This is a genomic window from Lysobacter enzymogenes (assembly GCF_017168095.1).
In the GTDB taxonomy this organism is placed as follows: domain Bacteria; phylum Pseudomonadota; class Gammaproteobacteria; order Xanthomonadales; family Xanthomonadaceae; genus Lysobacter; species Lysobacter enzymogenes_D.
Window position 1 is genome coordinate 1 of the sequence record NZ_LXSD01000298.1, and the last position, 21,161, is coordinate 21,161.

Annotated in this window: 14 protein-coding genes; 9 read left to right on the forward strand and 5 right to left on the reverse strand. The window is 67.2% G+C overall.

What is annotated here, in order from left to right; genetic code table 11:
* Nucleotides 1–237: 237 nt before the first annotated feature.
* The 3 genes from A7A76_RS09660 to A7A76_RS09670 all read left to right on the forward strand — a co-directional run bounded on the left by A7A76_RS09660 (nt 238) and on the right by A7A76_RS09670 (nt 4,928).
* On the forward strand, nt 238–2,622 hold the full coding sequence (locus A7A76_RS09660) for a TonB-dependent receptor (RefSeq protein WP_206411008.1): 2,385 nt from the start codon (nt 238–240) through the stop codon (nt 2,620–2,622).
* 444 nt (nt 2,623–3,066) lie between these two features.
* Nucleotides 3,067–4,218, forward strand: coding sequence for a metallophosphoesterase (locus A7A76_RS09665; protein WP_206411009.1), 1,152 nt, complete (start codon nt 3,067–3,069; stop codon nt 4,216–4,218).
* Nucleotides 4,219–4,409: 191 nt separating this feature from the next.
* Entirely contained in the window at nt 4,410–4,928 is a 519-nt protein-coding gene (locus A7A76_RS09670) for a hypothetical protein (protein WP_206411010.1), read from the forward strand.
* Nucleotides 4,929–4,999: 71 nt separating this feature from the next.
* Here A7A76_RS09670 and A7A76_RS09675 read toward each other — a convergent pair whose 3' ends face one another.
* Nucleotides 5,000–5,428, reverse strand: a complete 429-nt coding sequence (locus A7A76_RS09675; protein ID WP_206411011.1) for an OsmC family protein — start codon at nt 5,426–5,428, stop codon at nt 5,000–5,002.
* 929 nt (nt 5,429–6,357) lie between these two features.
* On the opposite strand from A7A76_RS09675, the gene A7A76_RS09680 reads away from it, so the two are divergent.
* Nucleotides 6,358–7,512, forward strand: a complete 1,155-nt coding sequence (locus A7A76_RS09680) for a hypothetical protein (RefSeq protein ID WP_206411012.1) — start codon at nt 6,358–6,360, stop codon at nt 7,510–7,512.
* Between the two features lie 91 nt (nt 7,513–7,603).
* Here A7A76_RS09680 and A7A76_RS09685 read toward each other — a convergent pair whose 3' ends face one another.
* The 4 genes from A7A76_RS09685 to A7A76_RS09700 form a co-directional block, all read right to left on the reverse strand.
* Nucleotides 7,604–9,712: an NHL repeat-containing protein gene (locus A7A76_RS09685; RefSeq protein ID WP_206411013.1), complete on the reverse strand. Its 2,109-nt coding sequence runs from the start codon at nt 9,710–9,712 to the stop codon at nt 7,604–7,606.
* Nucleotides 9,713–9,982: 270 nt separating this feature from the next.
* Complete coding sequence (bla, locus tag A7A76_RS09690; RefSeq protein ID WP_206411014.1) at nt 9,983–10,900, reverse strand: class A beta-lactamase; 918 nt, start codon at nt 10,898–10,900, stop codon at nt 9,983–9,985.
* A 107-nt stretch (nt 10,901–11,007) separates the two neighbouring features.
* Entirely contained in the window at nt 11,008–11,919 is a 912-nt protein-coding gene (gene bla / locus A7A76_RS09695) for a class A beta-lactamase (RefSeq protein ID WP_206411015.1), read from the reverse strand.
* A gap of 575 nt (nt 11,920–12,494) precedes the next feature.
* A complete protein-coding gene (locus A7A76_RS09700; protein WP_206411016.1) occupies nt 12,495–14,057 on the reverse strand; it encodes an MFS transporter in 1,563 nt (520 codons plus the stop codon).
* A 305-nt stretch (nt 14,058–14,362) separates the two neighbouring features.
* On the opposite strand from A7A76_RS09700, the gene A7A76_RS09705 reads away from it, so the two are divergent.
* The 5 genes from A7A76_RS09705 (at nt 14,363) to A7A76_RS09720 (ending at nt 21,142) form a co-directional block, all read left to right on the forward strand.
* Entirely contained in the window at nt 14,363–15,244 is an 882-nt protein-coding gene (locus tag A7A76_RS09705; RefSeq protein ID WP_206411017.1) for a LysR family transcriptional regulator, read from the forward strand.
* A gap of 60 nt (nt 15,245–15,304) precedes the next feature.
* Nucleotides 15,305–15,760 (forward strand): DUF6053 domain-containing protein, encoded by a 456-nt coding sequence (locus A7A76_RS26430; RefSeq protein WP_428995117.1) that lies wholly within the window; start codon nt 15,305–15,307, stop codon nt 15,758–15,760.
* Nucleotides 15,761–15,992: 232 nt separating this feature from the next.
* The gene (locus A7A76_RS09710; protein ID WP_241200844.1) at nt 15,993–17,636 is read left to right on the forward strand and encodes a M28 family metallopeptidase; all 1,644 of its coding nucleotides are present in this window, start codon (nt 15,993–15,995) and stop codon (nt 17,634–17,636) included.
* A 303-nt stretch (nt 17,637–17,939) separates the two neighbouring features.
* On the forward strand, nt 17,940–19,499 hold the full coding sequence (locus tag A7A76_RS09715) for a hypothetical protein (RefSeq protein ID WP_206411019.1): 1,560 nt from the start codon (nt 17,940–17,942) through the stop codon (nt 19,497–19,499).
* A 938-nt stretch (nt 19,500–20,437) separates the two neighbouring features.
* Nucleotides 20,438–21,142, forward strand: coding sequence for a hypothetical protein (locus tag A7A76_RS09720; RefSeq protein ID WP_206411020.1), 705 nt, complete (start codon nt 20,438–20,440; stop codon nt 21,140–21,142).
* Nucleotides 21,143–21,161 lie beyond the last annotated feature (19 nt).

Here is a 21,161-nt window from a genome sequence, read left to right on the forward strand (position 1 = left end):
CCTCGCCGCGCGCGCACCACCGCGCCCGATCGACGGCGCTCCGGCCTCGCGCCAACCGCCGCGCCCCCGCCGTTTCCAGCGCCGACCCGCGCCCGCCGGGCTCGGCACAGCGCCTGCCACGGACGTGCAACACAGGTGACATACCTTGCCGCGGCGCGGAGAATACCGCCCCCCGCGGCCGGCCTCGCGCCAGCCGGACGCACTCGCAGCCAGGCGCCACGAAAGGATCCCACCCCCATGTCCGTTGTTTCCGCCGCACGCCTGCCGCAGCGCAGCCGCGTCGCCGTCCGTCCTTCCCGCCCGCTGGCGAAGACCGCGCTGGCCAGCGCCTGCGCCGGCCTGCTGCTGCTCGGCGCCGCGCTGCCGGCCGCCGCCCAGGATGCTCAGGCGAACGGCGCGTCGGCGGCGGAAAAACGCGCCGCCGACGCCAAGGCGACCTCGCTCGACGCCATCACCGTCACCGCCGAGCGCCGCGAGCAGAACCTGCAGGACGTGCCGGTCTCGGTCGGCGTGGTCCAGGGCGAGGCCATGCGCGCCTTCACCGCCGGCGGCGACGACACCTTGCTGGCGCTGTCGGGCAAGGTGCCCAGCTTCTACGCCGAAACCACCACCGGCCGCATCTTCCCGCGCTTCTATATCCGCGGCCTGGGCAATATCGATTTCTACCTCGGCGCGTCGCAGCCGGTGTCGATCATCCAGGACGATGTCGTGCTCGAGCACGTCGTGCTCAAGTCCAACCCGGTGTTCGACGTCGACCAGGTCGAAGTGCTGCGCGGTCCGCAGGGCTCGCTGTTCGGCCGCAACACCACCGCCGGCATCGTCAAGTTCGACAGCATCAAGCCGAGCCAGGACTACTCCGGCCGCCTGAGCGCCAGCTACGGCACCTACAACACCGTCTCGCTCGACGGCGGCATCGGCGGCCCGATCAACGATGTGCTGTCGTTCCGCGTCTCGGCGCTGTACCAGCACCGCGACGACTGGGTCGACAACACCTACGCCGGCCCCAGCGCCGACGGCACGGTGTCGCCGAAGAAGGACGCGATGGGCGGCTACGACGACCGCAACCTGCGCGTGCAGTTGTTGCTGCAGCCCAGCGAGACCTTCTCGCTGCTGGCCTCGGCCCACGCCCGCGACTACGAAGGTACCTCGACCCTGTTCCTGCGCAACGCGCTGAGCAAGGGCTCCAACGAAGTGCGCGTGCCGCGCGACAAAGTCGCCTACGACGAAGCCGACAACAACCCGCAGGCCTACAAGACCTACGGCGGCTCGCTGAAGGCCACCTGGCGCTTCAACGACCTGTCGCTGACCTCGATCAGCGCCTACGAGACCACCTCGGGCTACAGCCGCGGCGACACCGACGGCGGCGCGGCGGCGAACTATCCGGTGAACGGGCTGCCCAACGGCTACGGCCAGTCGATGGGCCAGGTGCGCGATCTCGACCAGTACACCCAGGAAATCCGCCTGGCCAGCGAAAGCGACAATCCGCTGCAATGGCAGGTCGGCGCGTTCTACTTCGACGGCAGCGATACCACCGATTTCTACCAGCGCGCCTGGTTCCTCAAGGGCGCCGCGCGCAACCCCAACAACTGGGTGCGCCTGCGCAACAGCAATACCTCGTGGGCGGCGTTCGGCCAGCTGAGCTACAAGTTCACCGACAAGTTCACCGTCACCGCCGGCGTGCGCGAAACCCGCGACAGCAAGCACACCCGGCTGCTCAAGACCGCCGACACCGTCGCCGGCGTGTCCACCTACAAGGGCCGCCGCGACGTGAAGATGTCCGACACCACGCCCAGCTGGGATCTGAGCGCGATGTACGAGATCGATCCGCAGCTCAGCGTCTACGGCCGCGTCGCCCGCGGTTTCCGCGGCCCGACCATCCAGGGCCGCTCGGCGGTGTTCAACGCCGACTTCACCACCGCCGACTCGGAAACCATCGTGTCGTGGGAAGCCGGCGTGAAGTCGAGCCTGTTCGACAACCGCCTGCGCCTGAACGCCGCCGCGTTCACCTATACCGTCGACGACATCCAGCTCAACGGCAACGACTCCAACGGCAACGGCGTGCTGTTCAACGCCGACAAGGCGCGCGCCTACGGCCTGGAAGCCGATCTGGACTGGCGCCCGATCCCGAACCTGTCGATCACCGCCGGCGCCAGCTGGCTGCACAGCGAGATCCAGGACAAGCGCGTCTACGCCCAGGTCTGCGGCCTCAACGGCGTGGTGGTTTGCACCGTCAACGACCCGACCATCAAGATCGGTTCCAACGTGTTCGCCCAGATCGACGGCAACCCGCTGCCGAACGCGCCCAAGTACAACCTCAGCCTCGGCGCGCGCTACGACATTCCGGTGAACGACGCCGGCGCGTTCTTCGTCGCCGCCGACTGGAACAAGCAGGGCTACACCAGCTTCGTGCTGTACGACTCCAAGGAGTTCAACTCGCGCGGCAACTTCGAAGGCGGCCTGCGCGTGGGCTACACCGGCGGCTACGGCGCGTACGAAGTGGCGCTGTTCGCGCGCAACATCACCAACGAGAAGAACCTCAAGGGCGTGATCGAGAACTACATGGCGGCGGTGTACAACGAGCCGCGCGTGGTCGGCGTGTCGGTCAACCTCAACTGGCCGTGAGCCGTCGCGCCGGCCCGCCGTGCGGGGGCTGGCGCGGGGCGGCCTGAGTTCGCTCTGGACGGGGCTCTTCGGAGCCCCGTTTTTTATTGGGTGGGCGGCAAGCGGAGCTGCGTCGATGGGGCTTCGAGGCGGGGGCGCTGCTGGCTGCATCGAGGGAAGCGAGAGCGAAGGCAACGTCAAAATAGGTTCCGGCTTTCGCCGGAATGACGGGAGTGGAGGCGCCGTCTCCAAGGGCCGTCATTCCGGCGAAAGCCGGAACCCATTTTGATATGGCTGTTCGCCCTGTCGATCCTCAGCGACGCCCGCAGCCGCCTCCACTCAGCGAGCGCGGCCCGGCCACCGGCTGCCATCGCTTCCCGCCTGCCGCTGCAAGCTCCGGCCCTTGCCCATCCCCGCACCAGACGCCAAGCTCGCACGCTGTCCGTCGAATCCGCGGGAGCCCGCTTGAACGCGTTCGCTGTTCGTTCCTGGAGCCTGGGCCTGGCCCTGTACGCCGCCTGCCTGGGCAGCGCCCTCGCCGAAGCGCCGACCGCCGCCGCGCCGGCGTCCGCCGCGGCCGAAGCCGCATTCGACGACGGTCCCTACATCCGCTACGGCGACGGCGAGATCGTCGCGCGCTGGGTCTGCGCGGGCAACGTCGTCGAACGCCGCTACCCGGCCAAGCGCTGGCCGGTGCGGGTGCCGCCGCGCTGCGGCGTCGACCGCCCGATCCTGGTGCGCGCGCCGGCGCCGCCACAGGCCGACGCGCCGGCCGGCGCGGTCGCGCGGATCGCGGTGCTGTCGGACGTGCACGGCCAGTACGACCTGCTGGCGCGGCTGCTGCGCAGCAACGGCATCGTCGGCCGCGACCTGCGCTGGCGCTACGGGCGCGGCCATCTGGTCGTGGTCGGCGACGTGTTCGACCGCGGCCCCAAGGTCAACCAGGCGCTGTGGCTGCTGTACGCACTGGAGCAACAGGCGCGCGACGCCGGCGGCGCGGTGCATTACCTGATCGGCAACCACGAAACCATGGCCCTGGGCGGCGACCTGCGCTACGTCAACGCCGGCTATCAGCGCAGCGCCGCCGCGCTGGGCCAGAGCTATCCGCAGCTGTACGGCCCCGACACGGTGCTCGGCCAATGGCTGCGCACGCGCCAGACCATCGCCCGGGTCGGCGACAGCCTGTTCGTGCACGGCGGCATCGCGCCCGACTACGTCGCCGCCGATTTCGACACCGAACGCAGCAACGCCGGCTACCGCGCCTCGCTCGGCACGCCCAAGGCGCAGTGGAAGGACGACCCGACGCTGCTGCCGCTGTACAACGGCAAGACCAGCCCGATCTGGTACCGCGGCTATTTCACCGACCCCGCGCTGACGCAGGCGCAGGTCGACGGCATCGCCGCCAAGCTCGGCGTCGCCCGCATCGTGGTCGGCCACACCACCCACCACCACATCGCCAGTTACTTCGACGGCCGCGTGATCGGCGTGGACAGCGGCATCAAGAACGGCGAGAGCGGCGAGATCCTGCTGATCGAAAACGGCCGGTTCAGCCGCGGCACCGCCGACGGCGCGCGCTTGCCGCTGCTGCCCGGCGAGCGGCTCAAGGACGAAGACTGAACGCGGCGGCGCCGTTGTGCCGGCGCGCGCGCACAGCGAGTGTGCGCGGCGTCGGCCGCGCGCCGAGAACCTGATCGGACCCCGAGCGCACCGCCGCACGCTGCAATATCCGTTGCGCATGCCTGCGCTATCCTCGCGCCGCTCGCGCAGCGCAGGCCGCGTGGCGCATTCATACGACAGGAGCTGCAAGGATGAATACGCGCAAGTCGGTTCGGGCCGCGGCGATCGCGGCGGTGTGGGCGCTGGCGCTGGCCGGCGCGGGGTTGCCGGCGGCGGCGGCCGATTGGGTACACAGCGGCCGTTACCAGTACTTCAGCGAAGGTCCGCTCGGCGGCAACGGCGTCAACGACTGCCAGAATGGCGCCACCCCGCTGCCCTCGGGCGATTGCGTCGCCGACCCGGCCACCGGCTGGGCCGCCAACTTCAACGCGGCGATGGCCGCGGCCGACGCGGTCGAGGCCAGCGGCATCTGCGTGCTCGGCTATCAGTATCCGTCCTCGTGCCGCTTCGCCGGCTACGCGATCAACGGCCGCGGCGTATCGACGGCGGAGACCTTCGACGCGCTGCGCGACCTGCCGCGCCCTTGCCTCGCCGGCACCCACGCGGTGGCCTACGTGATCGCGCGCCGCGTCGTCGACAGCCAGGACGGCAGCGCGGACGATCGCGGCATCGAAAGCGACTACCTGGCCGACGAATACCGTTGCCGCTGAGCTTGCGGCGCTGAAGCGGATCCGCCGTCGCGATCGCCGTCGCCATCAGCGGCGGCGATCGGGCGTGCGTTTCAGCCCTGCGCGGCCGCGTCCAACGCCGTGGCGATGCGCACCTCGCCGGTCAGCACCTTGTGGATCGGGCAGGCGTTGGCGATCTGCAGCAGGCGCTCGCGCTGCTCGTCGCTGAGTTCGCCGCGCAGGACGATGCGGCGTTCGATGTCGGTGCCGGCGGCGGGCTTGCCGTCCGGATTGAAGCGCAGCGCCACCTCGACCTGCGCCAGCGGCCATTGCTTGCGCTCAGCGTACATGCGCACGGTGATCGCGGTGCAGGCGCCCAGGCTCGACAGCAGCAGGCGTTCGGGCGACGGCGCGGTGTCGCCGCCGCCGACCTCGGCCGGCTCGTCGGCCTGCCAGCGATGTTGGCCGTCGTCGACGAAGGTGACGAGATAGGGCGCGGCTTCGCTGCTGGCGTGGACGGTGGGAACGGCGGCGGTGGACATGCGGGGCTCCTGGGACGGGGGACGAGGGCGTTGCGTCCACGACAGTAAGGCCGATGCGCGCGCGGCGACAGAGGGGATGGCCGCATGCAGCGTCCTACGCGGCGAACGCCGTGGTGGGGCAGATAGGGTAGTCGTTGCGAGGTGGGTTTCGCCTCGTCTCCCTCACTCCGTCATTCCCGCGAAAGCGGGAATCCAGAGACTTCAGAGTCATGTCGCGATGAAGCCCTGGATCCCCGCCTTCGCGGGGATGACGTTAGGTGGGTTTCGCCTCGTCTCCCTCACTCCGTCATTCCCGCGAAGGCGGGAATCCAGAGACTTCAGAGTCATGTCGCGATGAAGCCCTGGATCCCCGCTTTCGCGGGGATGACGATGGGTGGGTTTTGCCGCGCCTCTCTCCACTTCGTCATTCCCGCGAAGGCGGGAATCCAGAGACTTCAGAGTCATGTCGCGGTGAAGCCCTGGATCCCCGCTTTCGCGGGGATGACGACGGGTGGGTTTTGCGACATGACGGTGAATGAGCTCGCCTCGCCTCTCTCACCCGGTCATTCCCGCGAAGGCGGGAATCCAGAGACTTCAGAATCATGTCGCGATGAAGCCCTGGATCCCCGCCTTCGCGGGGATGACGGTAGGTGGGTTTTGCCGCGCCTCTCTCACCCCGTCATTCCCGCGAAGGCGGGAATCCAGAGACTTCAGCGTCATGCCTCACCGAGCTTGCGTCGCACATGCAATGTCGCGGTCGCGGCTCGCGCCGCTCCTACAGGGAGATCGCGGGGATGACGGTAGGAGAGAGGCGACAGGCGCCAGCTGCCTCCGCGTTCGCGACAGCCCTCCCACCCCCCATTGGCTTCACTGCATAAAGGTGACCTTCGACAGTGGGAAGCGCCCCCGCGCCGCACCGATCATCGGGCGATCCCATCGGAGAGACCGCCATGCCGTTCAAACCGCTCGCGCTGCTGCTGGCGCTGTCGCCGCTGTGCGCCGCCGCGCAGACCTTCGGCGTGGCCGTGGATTCCAAGGTGATCCTGCGCAACGGCGCCGGCGCGATTCCCGAACGCCCGGCCGGCGATTCGGCCGCGTTCTTCAAGCTCGAAGACGGGCGCCTGCGCAAGCTCGGCGAGGTCGCGGTGCCGACCAGCTATCTCGGCCCGCCGACCTCCATCGCGGTGTCGCCGCGCGGCGATCTCGCGCTGGTGGTCTCGTCGTCCAAGGTCGATCCGGCCGATCCCACGCGCTACGCCGCCGACGACCGGCTGTCGGTGGTGGACCTGTCGGGCAAGGCGCCCAGGCTCGTGCAGACCCTCGCGCTCGGCGTGCGCCCCTCGTCGGTCAAGTTCGACCGCAGCGGCGACACCGCGCTGGTCTCGTCCAATCCCGACAACGGTTTCGTCTACCTGTCGATCCGCGGCCGTCGCGCCGCGATCGCCGAAAAGTCGACGCTGGCGCCGAACATGGGCCCGCTGTCGAGCGCGTTCGCGCCCGACGGCAAGCGCGTGCTGGTCGCGCAGTCCGACGCCCAGCGCGTGTCGCTGTACGACTGGCGCGACGGCCGCATCGTCCAGCCTGCGATCCGCGACATGGCCGCCGGCGTCACCCCGTTCACCGTCGCCTGGTGCGGCGCCGACCTCGCCGTGGTCGGCAATTTCGGCATTCCCGACAGCGGCAACGGCGATATCGACACGGTCAGCCTGATCGATCTGGCCGGCGCCAGGCCGCGGGTGATCGACACCGTCGCGGTCGGCTCCGCGCCCGAGGACGTGGCCTGTTCGCCCGACGGCCGCTACGCCGCCGCCGCGGTGCAGAACATGAGCAATCGCCCGGCCGACCATCCCTGGCATTCGCCGCACAGCCTGGTGGTGCTGCTGAAGATCGAAGACCGCCGCCTGCGCCGCATCGACGCCGCGCCGATCGGCGCCTGGGCCGAAGGCGTGGCCTTCGGCGACGACAGCCGCACCGTGCTGGCGCAGAGCATCGACGACCGCGCCCTGCACCTGCTGCGGATCGAAAACGAGCGCCTGAAACCGGCCGGCGCGCCGGTGGTGTTCGGCAACGGCGCGCCGGCCGCGATCGGCGTGGCCGGGCGTTGATGGCAGCGCTTTCGAACCCGCGCGTTGCCCCGCTGCGCGCCGCCGCAAACCCGGATGCGTTGCGGCCCGCAAGCCGCGCCGCCGCGGCGCGTCACTGCACCCGGATCGCCAGCTCGCGTCGCCCGCCGGCCTCGTTGCCGCTGTAATCGCGCGCCGTCACCCGCAGCGTGTAATCGCCCGGCGCCAGTTCGCTGGGCAGCCACAGGCCTTCGCTGACCCGGCCGCCGCGCACGGTGTTGCTGAGCACGTAGCGGAAGCGGGTGACCGCGCTGCCGTGCACGGTGATGCCGCTGCCGGGCGCATAGATGATCTGGGTGGCGTCGTCGGGCGGCAGGCGGTCGAACTCGATGTTCATGCGCGGCGCTTCGTAGCCCGGCAGCGGTTCGCCGTTGGCGTCGAGCCATTGGTAGCCCAGCGTGTACAGGCCCAGGCGCCGGCGCGGCAGGTTGTCGTCGACCTGATCCCAGCCTTCGGCGACGATCTGCAGCCCCGACAGCGCGCGCGACACCAGCAGGCGGCCGTCGCGCTTGTCCTTCAGCGGCTGGCCCAGCGTGTCGATCAGTTCGATGCGCTCCAGCCGCGGCGCCACGTGATCGGCGTAACCGACGAAGTTCAGCGCGATGGCGTTGCGCTCGTAGCCGCTCGGGCCCAGGCTCAGATGCACGTGCGCCATCGGATTGATCGTGCCGAGCGTGTCGCCGACGACGAAGCGTGTGCCGCGCCGCAGGCGCATGCGTTCGAGTCGCCTGTCGTCGCCGTAGATCGGCTTGAACCGGGCCGGATCGAGCGGCTCGCCGCGCGCGTTGCGGCCCACGCGCATGTGGATGTAGGCCAGCCGGCCGAGCTCGGCGCCTTCGCCGAGATTGCCGAAGCCCCACGAGGCCACCGGCGCCGACACCTTGGCGTCGGCGATCGCCAGCACCGCCTGGCCGATGTCGCCGCGGATGTCGAGGCCGCCGTGCAGGTGATGGCGCGCCTCGCCGTTGCCGTCGCCGCGCACTTCGCCGAGCGTGCCGACCACTTCGTGCCAGCCGTCCTGCGGCTGCAGCGGCCAGCGGCCGGCGGTGTCGGGCAGCGGGTCCGCCTCGGCCGGGCCGACCGGGCCGTTGGCCAGCGGCGCCACCGCCGGCGCCGCAGGCGCGATGCGATGCAGGCGGTGGCTGGCCGCGTCGGTCGCGTACAGCGAACCGTCGCCGCCGAGCGCGAGTCCGCCGGGACGCGACAGGCGTTGATCCTGGGTATCGCCGCTGATCACCACCCAGTTGCCGTCGCGACGGATCTGGAAAATCATGCCCATCGACTGATCGGCGACGTAGAACAGGCCGTCGTGGGTGATCGCCAGCGCCGCCGGCCGCGCCAGCGGGCTCTGACCCAAGGTCGAGGGCAGCAAGGACAGCGTCGACACATCGCCATCGGGTTGCACCCGCCGCAGCGCCTTGTTGCGCGTATCGGCGACCCACAGCAGACCTTGCGCATCCAGCGCCAGCGCGGTCGGCGTATCGAATTGCGCGATCGCCGCCGCGCCGTCGGCGAAGCCGGGCTTGCCGTTGCCGGCCAGCGTGCTCACCGTGCCGTCGGGCTCGATCACGCGGATGCGGTCGTTGTAGGTATCGGCGACGAACACGCGCCCGCGCCGGCTCACCGCCACGCCCATCGGCCCGTCGAACTGCGCTTGCCTGCCTGCGCCGTCGCGATAACCGGGCGTGCCGTCGCCGGCCAGCGTGGTGACTTCGCCGCGCTTGGAAATCTTGCGGATCGCATGGTTGCCGGTGTCGGCGACGTACAGATTGCCGTCGCCGTCCAAGGCCAGGCCCGAGGGCGTATTGAACGCAGCGGCCAGACCGACGCCGTCGACGAAGCCTTCCCTGGAGCCGGCCACCGTCGCCACGCGCCCGTCGGGCGTCATCAGGCGGATGCGGTTGTTGTCGCCGGCATCGCTGAAGTACAGCGTGCCGTCGCCGCTGCGCACCAAGCCGTAAGGATCGTCCAGGCGTGCCTGCCGTGCCGCGCCGTTGCGCAGGCCGCGCACGCCGTCGCCGGCGATCCACTCCACCTGCGCGCTCCAGTCGTACGGCGTCGGCGGCGGCGGAGCGGGCTTGAGCGCGAGCAGCGCGCCCGGCTTGGGCTGGAATACGAAGGTGGCGGCGAGGGCGAGGCCGGTGGCGGCGACGGCGAGCAGGATCCAGGGCTTGCGGGACATGCGGTTCCTTGTGGCGCGCGCCGGTTCGCGGCGCGCGGGGGCTTCGGTTCCGATTCTAGACCGGCACTTTCTAGACCGGCACTTTCTAAACCGGCAGCTTCTGAACCGGCACGTTCCGAACCCGTACTTTCCCGGCCTGCACTGCGCGATCTCTCGGCCGCGCGCCACGACGGCTTCGTTTGCCCGGCTTCGATAGGAGCGTTGTGGAGGCGCCGGCAGGCGTGCCCGCGGTCGCGGCTGCGATCGCAAGCGCAATCGCGTCGTTGCCGCTTACGCCTCGACGATCCAATGCGCGGCCAAGGTCCGCGCCACATCGGCCAGCACCGCGTTGCGCAGTTCGTCGTCGCCCCAGGCGTCGGTGAGGTAGCTGGCGATCAGCACCGGCTTGCGCCGGCCCGGCCAGACGATGGCGATGTCGTTGGCGGTGCCCTGGCCGGTGCCGGTCTTGTGGCCGACGCGCCAGCGCCGAGGCAGGCCCGCGCGCAGCCGCGTGGCGCCGGTCTTGCTGGCCAGCATCCAGTCGGTCAGGCGCTGGCGCGAGGCCGGCGTCAAGGCATCGCCGAGCAGCAGACGCTGCAGGGTGGCGAGCATGGCGTTGGGCGTGGTGGTGTCGTTGGCGTCGCCCGCGCGCAGCGGCGCGCCGGGCGTGCGCTGCAGGCGCGAGACGTCGTCGCCGATGCCGTGCAGGAACCGGTTGACCCCGGCCGGATCGCCGGCCAGCGGCAGCAGCAGATTGGCCGCGGTGTTGTCGCTGATCGTCATCGACGCTTCGCACAACTGGGCGACGCTGGCGCTGCCGCCGGCGCGGGCGATCGGCGCGGTGGCCGGCGAATACGGCACCAGCGCGGCCGGCGGCACGGCGATGCGCGCGTGCAGATCGATCTCGCCGAGCTCGGCCTTGCGCAGCACCGCCGCGACCAGCGGCAACTTGTAGGTGCTGCACATGGTGAAGCGCTCGTCGCCGCGGGTGGCCCAGCGGCGGCCGTCGGCGGTATCGAGCACCGCCACGCCCAGGCGCCCGCCGCTGCGTTGTTCGAGCTTGGCAAGACGCTCGCCGAGCGCGTCGCCGCCGTTGGGTTCATCGCCTTCGACGGGCGCGGCCGCAACCACGTGCGGGGCGAAGCCGGCGCCCGCACCGGCGATCAGCAGGAAGGTCACCGCGCTTTCCAGGAAATTGCGTCGTTGCATGGCCGGGCTCCAACGGAAGAGGAGCCTGGATTATTCGAAGCGGCGGACGCGGCCACAAACGAAGAATTCTCGTCCCAGGCAAAAGATTTCCTGCTGGCGCGGCGGCCTCAGGCTGCGCCGATCCAGTGCTGCGCCAGCGCGCGCGCCGCATCGGCGAGGATCGCGCTGCGCGCGTCGTCCTCGCCCTGCGCCTGGGTCAGATAGGTCGCGATGAACACCGGCTTGCGTCTTTGCGGCCAGACGATGGCGATGTCGTTGGTGGTGCCGTTGCCGCTGCCGGTCTTGTCGCCGATGCGCCAGTCTTTCGGCAGCCCCGCGCGCAGGCGCTTGTCGCCGGTCTGGTTGGCGATCAGCCAATCGGTGAGCTGGCGGCGCGAGGCGGCGCTCAGCGCATCGCCGAGCAGCAGCGTGCGCATGCTCGCCAGCATCGCGTTGGGCGAGGTGGTGTCGCGCGGGTCGCCGGGCAGGGCAGTGTTGAGCTCGGGCTCGTTGCGGTCCAGGCGGGTGACCTTGTCGCCGATGCCGCGCAGGAAGCGGGTCAGCCCGGCCGGATTACCGACCAGCGGCAGCAGCAGATTGGCGGCGGCGTTGTCGCTGATGGTCATGGTCGCCTCGCACAACTGGGCGAGGCTGGCGCTGCCGCCGGCCTCGGCGATCGGCGTGGTGATCGGCGAATGCGCGATCAGCGCCGACTTCGGCACGGCGAGCCGCTGCTGCATGTCGAGCTCGCCCCGATCGGCCTTGCGCAGCACCGCCGCGGCGAGCAGGAACTTGAACGTGCTGCACATGGCGAAGCGCTCGTCGCCGCGCACATCGAAACGGCGGCCGTCGGCGGTGTCGAGCGCCGACACGCCCAGGCGCCCGCCGCTGCGCTTTTCCAGTTCGGCCAGGCGCGCGCGCAGCGCGGCATCGGCGGACGCGGCGGGCTTCGGGCTCAGCGCCGACACGCCGAAACTGGCCGCGGCGCCGCCGGCGAGCAGCAAAGTGCCGGTGCATTGGAGGAACGCGCGTCGTTGCATGGGGGACTCCTTCGGGGCGGACCCCGATTATTGGCAGCGCTGCGGGCGGCGGCAAACGAGGAATTCTCGCGGCTGGCAAAAGAAATCCTTGCAGCGGATGGGGAGGCGCGCCGCAGTTTGCGCAAACGGTCCGATGGCGTGTCGGATCGAGATGAACGGGCGATGCGCCCCCGCGCTGCATCGCGATCTCCCTGTAGGAGCGGCGCGAGCCGCGACCGCGACACTGCGCCTGCGACGAAACGTTCGCCGCGAGCCGTTACGCCGCGGTCGCGACTCGCGTCGCTCCTACAGGGTCTTCGGCCACTACGCGATCTTCCTGTAGGAGCGGCGCAAGCCGCGACCGCGACTCTACGCTTGCGACGAAACGTTCGCCACGAGCCGATACCCCGCAGTCGCGACTCGCGTCGCTCCTACAGGGTCTCCGGCCACTACGCGATCTTCCTGTAGGAGCGGCGCAAGCCGCGACCGCGACACCGCGCTTGCGACGAAACGTTCGCCGCGAGCCGTTACCCCGCAGTCGCGACTCGCGTCGCTCCTACAGGGGGCTTCGGCCGCTTCGCCTTCGTCTTGCGGCGTCAATGGCAAGCCCGCAACGTCGAATTCGTCCGCGCCGCCTCGCCCCGCGCATGCGCAAGCCGCTGCGCCGCGAACAGCCGCCAGCTCAGCGCCGCCAGCGCCACGACACCCGCTCCGCCGTACCACCACAGCCAGGCGAATCCGTGCACCAGCGCCTGGTGCGCGGCCGCACCGGCGTCGGTGCCCAGGCCGAGGCGCTGCGCCGCATCCAGATCGCCGACCGCGATACGCGCCGCCAGCGCGCGCAGGGTCGCGCCGTCCAGCGCCGCGCCGACGGCGCTGCGCAGATGCGCGGCGATGCCCGCGATCAGGATCAAGCCCATCAGCGCGATATTGATCGCCAGCGTGATCAGGCGCGCGCTCATGTCGATGCCCGAGGCCATGCCGGTGCGCGAGGCCGGCACCGAGCCGGTGGTGGTGTTGCTCACCAAGGTGTTGGTCAGCCCCAAGCCGATGCCCGACAGCACCGCGCCGGGAAGGATCGTCTTCCAACTGGCGGCGTCCGGCAGGCTGCCCGCGTACATCGCCAGGAACCCGACGCCGATCAACGCCAACCCCAACGGAATGATCCGCCCGGCGCCATAGCGCTGCGCCCAGCGCTCGGCCAGCGGCGGCATCGCCAGGGTCGGCACGGTGTAGGCGAGCAGGGCGGTGCCGGCGCGGACCGCGTCGTAGCCCAGCGCGCTCTGGAAATAGATCGGCAGATAGATCATCAGCGGCCAGAAACTGAAGTTCATCCCGATCGAGCCCATGATCGCGCCGGAAAACGCGCGGATGCGGAACACGCCGAAGTCGAACATCGGATGCGCGCGGCGCCGTTCGATGCGCACGAACGCGACCAGGCTCACCACCGCGGCGGCCAGCACCGCCAGCAACGGCGCATCGCCGTAGCCGGTTTCCGGCGCCTGGGTGATGTAGTACGTGAGCCCCAGCACCGCCAACGACAGCGTCGCCAAGCCGGCCACGTCGAGCGGATGGTTCTGCGCCTCGCGCGATTCCTGCGCGCCCAGCGCCACCATCGCCCAGGTCAGCGCCGCCAGCGGCGCGTGCACCAGGAACACCCACGGCCAGCTCGACAGCGCGACGATGCCGCCGCCGATGATCGGCCCGAACCCCAGGCCGAAGCCGAACACGATGCCGAACACCGCGAACGCGCGGCTGCGCTCGCGGCCTTCGCGGAACTGGTGCGAAAGGATCGCGAACTGGCTGGTCAGCATCGCGCCGCCGGCCAGTCCTTGCAGGAAGCGTCCGGCGATCAGCACCGGCATGTTCGGCGCCAGCCCGCACAGCAGCGAGGTCAGGCCGAAGGCGACGGTGCTGATGACGAACACGCGCCGGCGCCCGTAGCGGTCGGCGAAGGTGCCGGCGGCCATCAGCACCGTGGTGCAGGCCAGGGTGTAGGCGTTCATCACCCACTGCAGGTCGCGCAGGCTGCCGTGCAGCTGTTTTTCCAGGGTCGGCAGGATCACCGGCACGCTGGAGATCTCCAGGCCGAACATCAGCGCGGCCAGGCTGATCGCGCCGAGGGCGAGCGCGTTGCGTGTGGAGACGGACAAAGTCATGAGGGCATCCGTGTAGGTGGTCGGCGAAGCGCGGGCGAGCGGACGCGCCGCGGGCCCGCGGGCTTCGCGTGTGGGGCAGGGCGGGGCGAGCGGACGCGCCGGCGGATCAGCCTCGCGCGGGGCTGCTGCCAGCGTGGTGGCGGTGGCGCCGGTTCGCGCGAACCGGTCGCTGCGGCGGAATGCCGGCGGCGATGCGCGCGGCATCGTCCCGGCAGCGCAGCCATTGTGTTCCCCGGCTACTCATGAGGGAAATGATTTGATTTTGTAGAATCCATCGACAGCCATCATCAATCGTGAGGCGCGCCATGGACTTCGACCCGACCCTGCTGCGCACCTTCGTCGCCGTGGTCGAAACCGGCGGCTTCACCCGCGCCGGCGAGCGCCTGCACCTGACCCAGTCGGCGATCAGCCACCAGATCCGCCGGCTCGAAGACCAGGTCGGCCGCGCCTTGCTCCACCGCACCACGCGCCGGCTGACGCTGACCGAGGACGGCGAGGACTTCCTGCGCCACGCGCAACAGATCCTGCAGTCGCTGGAAGCGCTGGCGCGGCGCTTCCAGCCCTCGCCGATCGCCGGCAGCGTGCGCTTCGGCGTGCCCGAGAACTTCATCGGCGACCGCCTGCCCGGCCTGCTGCGCCAGTTCGCCTGCGCGTTCCCGAACGTGCGCATGGACGTCAACGTCAGCATGAGCATGGACCTGCGGCAGATGGTCGACAACGACGAACTCGACCTGGCCGTGGTCATCGGCCTGCCCGAACGCAGCGGCGAACAGGTGCTGCGGCGCACGCGCTTCGTCTGGGTCGCCGCCGATCATTTCGACATCGCCGCCGGCCGCTCGCTGCCGTTCGCGTTCTTTCCTTCGCCCTGCGTCAACCGCCACATCGGCGTGTCCGCACTCGACGGCACCGGCGTGGACTGGCATGTGGTGTTCACCTCGCCGAGCCAGCAAGGCCTGCTCGCCGCGGTCGCCGCGGGGCTGGGGATCACGGTGATGGTCGAAGACGACGTCGAGCCCGGCATGCGCATCGTCGACGGCCACTACGGCCTGCCGAAACTGCCGCCGGCCGAGTTCGTGCTGCTGCGCCGCCCGGGCGCGTGCACGCCGGCGGTGGCCGCGTTCGGGCGGATGATCGAAGAACTGCCCGACAGCGCGCCGAGCCCGGCGCGCACATTGCGCAGCGCCTGAGCACAGCCGGCGTGCTCTTGCCGGTGGTCTTTGTCGGGATAGGTCCTGCCAGCGCTTCTTGTGGGAGGGCCTTCAGGCCCGATGCTCTTGTTTCAGATCGAAGTGAACCGAGCGCAGAGCATCGGGCCTGAAGGCCGTCCCACAAAAGCGCGCGATACCGCGCGACCTGCAGACACGAGTGGTTCGACCTCAGCGGCGTTATCCAACCTGGTTCGCCGCATGCGCGGGCGTGGCCAACGCGCGCCGGCATTCGCAATGGCGCGGTCGCGGCTCGCGCCGCTCCTACAGGCAGATCGCGACACGGCCGAAGCCCCTGTAGGAGCGACGCAAGTCGCGACCGCGCCACTACAAATGCCGGCGCCACCCAACCCACACAACCGCCCAAACCGCCCCGAGCCCACCGAAGCCTCCTGTAGGAGCGACGCAAGTCGCGACCGCGCCACCTCCACCACCGGCGCAACCCGCCGGCCGCGATATCCCCCGGCCGCCCCTCTGATCGCCGAATCCCCCCTGTGACGCCGCTCACGCCTCGCCACTGGCTGTCGCGGCCACGACGGGCACCGGCACCGCGCCCCGGCCCGGCGGCCACCCCGCGAAAATCCCCGCGCCACCCGCCCGCGAACCGCCGCCCCATCCGCCAATAGACCCGTCACGCCGGGCTGGCTAGTATCGGCCGACCACCCCTGGGGCCCCACCTATGAAATTGATCGCCACACCGTTGGCGGTGCTTTGCGCCGCCGTCCTGTCGATGCCCGCCTACGCCGCCAAGCCGGCCAAGGCGCCGAAAGCGCCGAAGACGCCGCTGTTCGACACCAAGCGCCTGTCCGAGGAAGTCAAAGTCCTGTCCTCCGACGAGTTCGAAGGCCGCGGCCCGGCCACCGAGGGCGAGAAGAAGACCATCGATTACCTGATCGCCCAGTTCAAGGCGGCCGGCGTCCAGCCCGGCGGCGACCTCAAGGACGGCAAGCGCCTGTGGACCCAGGCCGTGCCCCTGCTGCGCTCGCAGATCAGCGGCACCCCGACCCTGTCGGTGGCGGTGAAGAAGAAGGCCCGCCCGCTGGTACAGGGCAACGACATCGCCGTGCGCGCCGCGCTCGACGGCTCCAAGGCGGTCAACATCAAGAACGCGCCGCTGGTGTTCGCCGGCTACGGCGTCAGCGCCCCCGAGCGCCAGTGGGACGACTTCAAGGGCATGGACCTCAAGGGCAAGGTCGCCGTGGTCCTGATCAACGACCCGGACTTCGAAACCGGCGCCGGCCCGTTCGGCGGCAAGGCCATGACCTACTACGGCCGCTGGACCTACAAGTACGAAGAAGCCGCCCGCCGCGGCGCGCTCGGCCTGCTGATCGTGCACGAGACCGACCCGGCGTCCTACGGCTGGGCCACGGTCAAGAACTCCAACACCAACACCATGTTCGACGTGGTCCGCGACAACCCCGGCGCGACCCACCCGACCCTGGAAGGCTGGATCCAGCGCGACACCGCGGTGAGCCTGTTCAAGAGCGCCGGCCTGGACTTCGAAAAGCTCAAGAAGCAGGCCCAGACCCGCGAGTTCAAGCCGGTGGTGCTGAAGAACGTCACGTTCTCGGCCAACTACAACGTCGACAGCGAAGTGATCACCTCGCAGAACGTCGTCGGCCGCGTCGAAGGCAGCAAGCGCCCCGACGAAACCGTCATCTACAGCGCGCACTGGGACCACCTCGGCATCGGCCAGCCCGATGCCAAGGGCGACACCGTCTACAACGGCGCCATCGACAACGCCACCGGCACCGCCGCGCTGATCGAAATGGGCCGCACCTTCGCCAAGGCCAAGAAGCCGCTGCGCTCGGTCGTGTTCCTGGCGGTGACCGCGGAAGAAAAGGGCCTGCTCGGCTCGGAGTACTACAGCGCCAAGCCGCTGTACCCGCTGGCCAAGACCGTCGCCGTCATCAACACCGACGCGCTCGACCCGGGCGGCATCGCGCGCGACTTCACCACCTCCGGCAGCGCCAAGCAGGAACTGCTGGACGAACTGATCGCCACCGCCGCCAAGTGGAACGTCGCCTACGCGCCCGACCCCAAGCCCGAAGCCGGCCACTTCTTCCGCTCCGACCACTTCCCCTTCGCCAAGCGCGGCGTCCCGGCGGTGTCGTTCGGCTCGGGCGAAGACAAGGTCGACGGCGGCGTCGCCGCGGGCAAGGCCGAAGCCGAGGCCTACGTGAAGGACCGCTACCACCAGCCGGCCGACCAGTGGGAAGCCAGCTGGACCTTCCAGGGCATGGCGCGGGATTTGCAGATTCTCTATACGTTGGGGAGCGATCTGGCGAATTCGACGCGGTGGCCGAATTGGGCGGAGGATTCGGAGTTCAGGGCGGCTAGGGATGAGTCGGCGGATCAGCGCGCTACAAAATAAGTAGATTCAAATCCCAGTAGGTAGTAGCTCGAGTGATGCGATTGGAGCTGAAATGGCCGCGGTTCAGTCCAAACTGACCGCGGCTTTTTTATTTTGATTGCTGAGATCGCGATAGTGTAACGATGGCGCTAGGGCATTGAATTTTCCACAAATTTTGTGTGTGTTATGCGTACTTGCTGCATCGTCTGTATCAAATATGTAACTCTCGTTGGAGTGCGTAGTTGTTAGGGTGCGCCTTTGCGTGCTAAAGCTGTTGCCCGCTATGGAGCAGTTGTCTTTGGGCTTGTCAAAGGAGGGGGGGCAATGGCGAGTAAAGAGAAGGAGCTGAATAAGCTTCGTGTACTAATTCAGGAAAATCTTCGCGTACAACGAGGCGGGGCGGATCGAGTTAAGTACATTGATGGCGGAACTGCGCTGGTAGATGCGATCAGTAGACAGAATCACGTTGTTTTCGCGAGGCGAGGGTGTGGCAAGTCTCTATTGCTGCATTCATCCGCAGGCATGTTGGGTGACGGCAATAAAGCCATTTATCTGAACTGCGAGGACTTCAAAAGGCATTCCTTTCCTAATGTGCTGATAGAGATACTTGATGCGTTATTCGGTGAGTTGGAAGCGCATCTTTGGGGATGGTTTGGAAAGAAGAAAAAATCCAAATTATTGATTCAAAAAATTCGTCAGGATCTTGCTTCATTGCGGCAGAAGGAAGATGTGTCAGAGCAGCAGGTTCGCGAAGTCGAAGCGAACGGAAGCGGGAGGTCAGGCGGGGCTGATGTCGAGGTGATGGCTCCTGGCGGGGCGGGTTTCAAGTTGGGGGCTAAGCAAGAAGAAACGAAGAAGAAAGAGATCGAAAGAACATTCAAGACGCGGAGCGACAAACTTCGGGACTTAGATAACTGGCTTCCTTCACTAAAAAAGCAAATCGCTGAGTTCTTTGCGTTGTCCTCTTCCGTGGAAACAGTTTTAATCCAGGTTGACGATTTTTATCATCTTCGCCGTGAAGATCAGCCTTTTGTCGTCGATTACATACATAGGCTCTGTAAGGATGTGCCGCTATATTTCAAAGTGGCTACCTTGAAGCATGCATCAATTCTATATGTTGATCGTGATGGACAGCCTATTGGCGCCCAAGAGCGCCATGACTATCAGCCGATCAATATTGACTATACATTAAGCGATTTTCAAAAGACGCAAGGTCAAAACAAAAGAATTCTCACTGAGTTCTGCCGTTTGGCAGGGCTTGGTGCTAACGCAGTCCCTACTCTATTTAAAGGGGAGGGCTTCTCGCGCTTAGTCATGGCTGGCGGCGGAGTGCCGCGAGATACGTTGTCTCTTTTTCTAGAAGCACTTCGTGATGCGCAAGCCAATGGTGATGGGCGTATCGGTAAAGATGACGTGCGCGTTTTGAGTCGGTCTAATTTTGAGCGCCGTATTGAGGAACTCAAACATGACTCTCAAACGGGCGATCATGAGCCCCTTATAAAGGGGATTTACGTGTTGCGAGAATTCTGCCTTGAGAAGAAAACTAGCTGCTTTCTGATTGCAGAGCGTGTGCTCCAACAAGATGATCAGTTCAGGAGCTTGATTTATCGGCTGCTTGACTATCGGATTGTTCATAACGCCGGGACCGCTCTCACTCATAAGTCGCATTCCGGATCCTTCCAGGCATTTGCGATAGACATTGGTTGCTATGCGCACCTGCGTAAGCTGCAAGGAAGGATGAATGAAGTTGATCTTTCAAAGGCCGACGCACATGAGCGACTTCGATCTGCTCCTGTGTTGGATTTGACCTCGTTTCAGAGCAAGTGGACATCTGTTCCAAGCGACGCAGAAGCTCGGATGACTAACGAAGAGGTCGAGCATTAAGGTCGAAGTGAAAAGTCCATATGGACTGCTGGAAACCGTGCGTTGGCGTGGCACTATTCAACTATTGCATGGATTCGAGATGAGAAAGCCCTTGCTCTTCGGCAGGTCCGTATGAGTTCAAATTCCGTCAAGCCTACAGGTCGTCTCGTATATGGGCCGGCCTGCTAGGGGATTTACTCTCGCCTACTTCTAAGCCGCCTCTAAGCCGACAACAGCGATGTAGTTGAGTGGTCTTCGTTTTGAGCGTGCTGCCCGAGAGCGATCAACGCGAACTTGAGGTGGAGTTGACGGCGCGGGTGAGCACGTCGGAGGTTAGGGAGCCTTCGCGCGTTGCTCGCCGATCCTCTCGTGCAGCCTTGGCGCCCGTCCGCGCCAACTCGCCATTGGATGATCCCAGGCGCGCTCCACGGGGGGGGCGTGCAAGTTTTAAGTATTTTTTCAATCCGCGATTCCAAAAAAGCTCTGCGCGAGTTCTAAAAAGCTCCATGTGTAAGCCTAATTAGCTGACACGAGCCCCCGAAAAGCTTCACGCGTACGCCAAATTGGCTCGTTCGAGTCCGAAACTTGCTCACGGGAGAGCAAAAAAGCCTCTGGCGAGTCACGAATTAGCTTATCGAAGAGCGAAAAAGACTCTCGCGAATTAAAGCGTGGCGCTTCGGAGGACAGAAAAGGCCTACGGGAGTCTGGCTGCCGCGCTCCAACGCATACGGAGTCAGTGGCGGCTTCCGGGATCGTTGCATCCGATGATGAAGATCTCTCTTGAGTTGGGGGGGGGGCGGACTTGGCATAGAGGCGGCGTGCATTGAGCACGCGAGTTCACCCTTTATGTCTCCACCAGCCACACTAAAGGTGAGCAGCGCTCCCGCGGCAACGAACTGGAACTTCCCGTGCGGGACTGGGCAGCCTAATGTGGCCGTCAGCGTGATAGGAGAAAGCGCATGGGCTTTGCTCAGGGGCGTCTGGTTTACGGTGTAACCAACCGGTTTTTTCGGGCCGCGATGATGGCGAGCGTGTTGGTGTCGCTGCTGGCCTGCGACAACGAAGTGAGTTCGCCTGCGCAGGCGACTCCTGTTGCCGCGGCGGCGTCTCAGGACAGGAAGGCATATACACCGAAGGCATCGGTAAGCGAGAGCGCTCAGCCCGAACCCGCCTGCCCTTCCCAGCAATTCGACACCTTCCTCAAGGCCTTCGCGAACAGTGCGGATCTGCAGGACGCCTTCTCGTCGCATCCCGTCCGCCACAAGTATCCGTACTACTGGAAGCACAACACCCAACCCGGCGACCCGGCGCATCCGAAGTGGGTGGTGGACGACGAGCCCGGCGCTGCGCGGGTCAAGTACCGCTACGACGCGGCCAGCGACCGGTTCATCTGGTCGGGCAAGAAGCTAAAGGCGGGCCAGCGGTGGACCAGCATTCAAGCGGACGAGACGGACGTTTCCTACGCGGCGCTTGCCGACTTCCGCATTCGGCGCGTGTCCGGTGTCCGCTATGAGGTCGAGTACGACGAAGGAGATATCGATACCTACGAACTGATCTCCGGCTGCTGGCGTTTCGCCCAGCGCTGGGAGCGCGAAGCGATCGTGGAGTGCAAGTGGCCTGATGAGTGCCGCAGCCAGCGCGAGTTCGAGGCGCCGATGAAGTAGGGCTACGCGACAGATCAAA